The following is a 3,659-nucleotide window of genomic DNA, read 5'->3' as shown; positions in this document are numbered from 1 at the left end:
GGGGTGAACGGACGTAACTTTCCCGTACGAGCGACGTTCGCTCGCGCTAAGAGATCATTCGAACGCGGAGCGTCACAGCACGGCCGGCTCCCGGCGGGCGGCCCGCCGCCGGGCCGCGACCTCGGGGTCGAGGGCGGGTACGGCGGCCAGCAGCTGCCTGGTGTACGGGTGCCGTGGGAAGTCGTAGACCTCGTCGGCGGGCCCGGACTCGACGACCCGCCCGCGGCTCATCACCGCGACCCGGTCGCTGACCTGGCGTACGACGGCGAGGTCGTGCGCGACGAAGACGAGCGCGAGGCCGAGTTCGCGCTGCAGTTCGCCGAGCAGAGCGACCACCTGGGCCTGTGTGGTGACGTCCAGTGCGGAGACGGGCTCGTCGCAGACGATGACGCGCGGGTCGGCCGCGAGCGCCCGCGCGATGCCCACGCGCTGGCGCTGTCCGCCGCTGAACTCGTGCGGATAGCGGTCGTAGTGCGCCCCTTCGAGCCCCACGCGCTCCAGCAGCTCCCGGACCCTCCCCCGTATGCGCTCCTCGTCCCGCTCCCCCCGCGCGCGGAGCGGGTCGGCGATGGACTCGCCCACGCTGCGGCGGGGATTGAGGGAGGAGACGGGGTCCTGGAAAACCATCTGCACGGCGGGGTTCACGCCCGTGTGGGCCCGGCCGTCGTAACGGATCTCGCCGGCGGTCGGTTCCAGCAGTCCCACGAGCATGCGCCCCAGGGTCGTCTTGCCGCTGCCGCTCTCGCCCACGACGCCGAGGGTCTCGCCCCGGCGGATCGTCAGCGACACGTCGTCCACGGCGGTGAACGCCCGCTTCCCGTGCCCGAATTCGCGCCGCAGGCCGGTCGCCTCCAGGACCACGTCGCCGGTCGCCCGCGCCCCGGTGCGCGGCGCGTCCACGCGGGGGACGGCAGCGAGCAGCTCCCGGGTGTACGCCTCCGCGGGGCTCCCGAGGACCGTGCCCACCGGGCCGTGCTCGACGGTCCTGCCGTGCCGCATGACCAGCACCTCGTCGACGCTCTCGGCGGCGACGCCGACGTCGTGGGTGACGAGCAGCAGGCCCATGCCGGTCTCCTCGCGCAGCGTGTGCAGCAGGTCGAGGATCTGGGCCTGGACGGTCACGTCCAGGGCGGTGGTCGGCTCGTCGGCGATCAGCAGGTCCGGTTCGCAGGCCAGCGCCATGGCGACGAGCGCGCGCTGGCGCATGCCGCCGCTGAACTCGTGCGGGCGGGATCGGGAGCGCCTTACCGCGTCCGGGATTCCGACCCTGTCCAGCACCTCGACGGCACGCGCGCGTGCCGCCCGCCGCGACGCGCGCGTGTGCACGCGGTACACCTCGGCGATCTGGTCCCCGATGGCGTAGTACGGGTCGAGCGAGGACAGCGGGTCCTGGAAGACCATGGCGGCCCTCCCCCCGCGCAGCCGCCGCAGTTCCTCGTCGGAGGCCTCCCGCACGTCGGTGCCGGCGACCCGGACCGAGCCGCCGAGCCGGGCGCCCGTGCCCCGGTGCAGGCCGCGGAGCGCGCCGGCGACGGTCGACTTGCCCGAGCCGGACTCGCCGACCAGGGCCAGGGCGGCGCCCTGCGCCAGACGGAACGACAGCCCGTCGACAGCCCGCAGGGACCCGAACTCGACCGTCAGGTCCGTCACTTCCACCAGGCTCATGCGAGTACCACCCGTCGGTCGGCCACCGCGTAGAGCACGTCGGCGACGGCGTTGGCGAGGACCACGAAGAAGCCGATGACCAGGACCATCCCGACGACCACCGGGAGGTCGACGACCTTCACCGCGTGCACCAGCTCCTGGCCGATGCCGGGGAGGCCGAACAGGGTCTCGGTGAGGACGGCGCCGCCGACGGCCGAGCCGACGGTGTTGGCGTTCAGCGCGATGACCGGCGCGAGAGCGCCGCGCAGGGCGTGCCGGCCGATGACCGCCCGTTCGCCGACGCCGTAGGCACGGAAGGTCCGGATGTGGTCCTCGGCCAGCGTCTCCAGCATGGCGGCCCGGGTGAGGCGGGCGAAGGCGGCCGCCTCGATGAGGGCGAGCGAGAACCACGGCAGCAGCAGGTTCCAGGCCCACTGCTCGGGGTCGTCGGTGAGGGCGACGTACTGCGGGAAGGGCAGAAGCTGGAGTTCGCCGCAGACGACGATCATCAGGACGAGGCCGATGACGAAGACGGGCGTGGCCGTGCCGGCGAGCGTGACGGCGGTGAGCACGCGCTCGGAGATCCGGCCGCGCCGCCACGCGGAGAGCACGCCGGTGCCGACGCCCAGGACGAGCCACACCGCCATCGCGCCGAGCACGAGCGAGAGGCTGACCGGGAGCTTCGTCAGGATGATGTCCATGACCTCCCGGTCGCTCTGGTAGGAGAGGCCGAGGCAGGGGGCCGGGCAGTGCTCCACCGACGTTCCCGTCGAGTAGTCCTGCCCGGCGAGGACGCCCTCCAGGAAGTGCCAGTAGCGCAGGTACAGCGGATCGTCGAGCCTGAGCTGCTGGGTGACCTGGTGCACCTGTTCCGGCGAGCAGCGCGGACCGCAGGTGATCTGGGCGACGTTTCCGGGGGTGACGTAGAAGACGACGTAGATGATCACCGAGATGGCGAACAGGGTGATCACTGCACCGAGGGTGCGGCGCAGCACGAAGCCGCCGAAGCCGTTCACGCGGTGACCTCCTTCCCCTCGGCCTCGGCCTCGGCCTCGCGCCCGTCGGCCCTGCCCTCACGCTTGCGGCCGGTGCCGACACGCAGCCGCGAGGCCGCGCGCGGGTCGAGGGCGGTGCGCACGCCGTCGCCGAGGACGGTGAGGGCGAGCACCGTGAGGAACAACGCGCCGGCCGGCAGCAGCAGGTACTGCGGCGCCGCCTGGTACCAGACGTCGGCGGCGGTCAGCATCTGTCCCCACGACGGCGTCGGGGGCTTCACTCCGACACCGAGGAAGGAGAGGGCGGCCTCGACGGAGATGTTCATCGGGACGAGGAGGGCCGCGTAGGTGATGACCGGCGCGGCGAGACCGGGCAGCAGTTCGCGGCGCGCGGTCCGCAGGGTGCCCCAGCCGCTGAGCCGGGACGCGGAGACGTAGTCGAGCCCCTTGAGCGTGAGCGTCTGCGCCCGCACGATCTTGGCGGTGTTGCCCCAGCCGATCAGACCGATGACAAGGGTGACCAGGACGGGTCGCGGGAAGCTCGACGGGACGATCGCGAGGAGGGCCAAGGACATGATCATCAGTGGCATGGCGACGATGACGTCCGTGATCCGGCTCAACAGTTGATCGACCCATCGGTTGCCGAGCGCGGCGGCGACGCCGATCGTCACGCCGATGGCGACCTCCAGGACGGTCGCCGCGAGCGCCACTCCCAGCGACACCCGGGCCCCGTACACCAGCCGCGCGAACAGATCGCGTCCGGTCTGCGGCTCGACGCCCAGCCAGTGGTCGACTCCGATGCCGCCCAGGGAGCCGACGGGCACGCCGCCGCGCGCGGAGTCGACGAGGGAGGGATGGTAGGTGGTCGGGTCCTGGCCCTCGACCGCGGTGAGCAGCGGCGCGGCGAGCGCGATCAGGACGAGCAGCGCGACGACGGCCGCCGCGACGAGGGCGGCGCGCTGCGCTCGCAGCCGCCGCCAGAACTGACGGGCCCCCGAGGCCCCCGGGACGGGTGTGTCC

The 3,659-nt window shown here is 72.8% G+C and carries 3 protein-coding genes; all 3 read right to left on the bottom strand.

What is annotated here, in order from left to right; translation table 11 throughout:
* Positions 1 to 72: 72 nt before the first annotated feature.
* Positions 73 to 1,665, bottom strand: a complete 1,593-nt coding sequence (locus tag ACFW2E_RS31575) for a dipeptide ABC transporter ATP-binding protein (protein WP_384470643.1) — start codon at positions 1,663 to 1,665, stop codon at positions 73 to 75.
* On the bottom strand, positions 1,662 to 2,660 hold the full coding sequence (locus ACFW2E_RS31570) for an ABC transporter permease (protein WP_384470640.1): 999 nt from the start codon (positions 2,658 to 2,660) through the stop codon (positions 1,662 to 1,664). The genes ACFW2E_RS31575 and ACFW2E_RS31570 overlap by 4 nt, the downstream gene beginning before the upstream one ends.
* A partial coding sequence (locus tag ACFW2E_RS31565; protein ID WP_384470637.1) for an ABC transporter permease occupies positions 2,657 to 3,659 on the bottom strand: 1,003 nt, incomplete at its 5' end. The genes ACFW2E_RS31565 and ACFW2E_RS31570, both read right to left, overlap by 4 nt.

Source organism: Streptomyces sp. NPDC058964 (genome assembly GCF_042741275.1).
In the GTDB taxonomy this organism is placed as follows: domain Bacteria; phylum Actinomycetota; class Actinomycetes; order Streptomycetales; family Streptomycetaceae; genus Streptomyces.
The sequence above is the reverse complement of the archived record's forward strand: the minus strand, read 5'-3'. Positions and strand labels throughout refer to the sequence as shown.

What these genes read in the sequence shown, in the direction of transcription:
- ACFW2E_RS31575 (WP_384470643.1), bottom strand. Translation starts at nt 1,665, where the DNA reads ATGAGCCTGGTGGAAGTGACGGACCTGACGGTCGAGTTCGGGTCCCTG.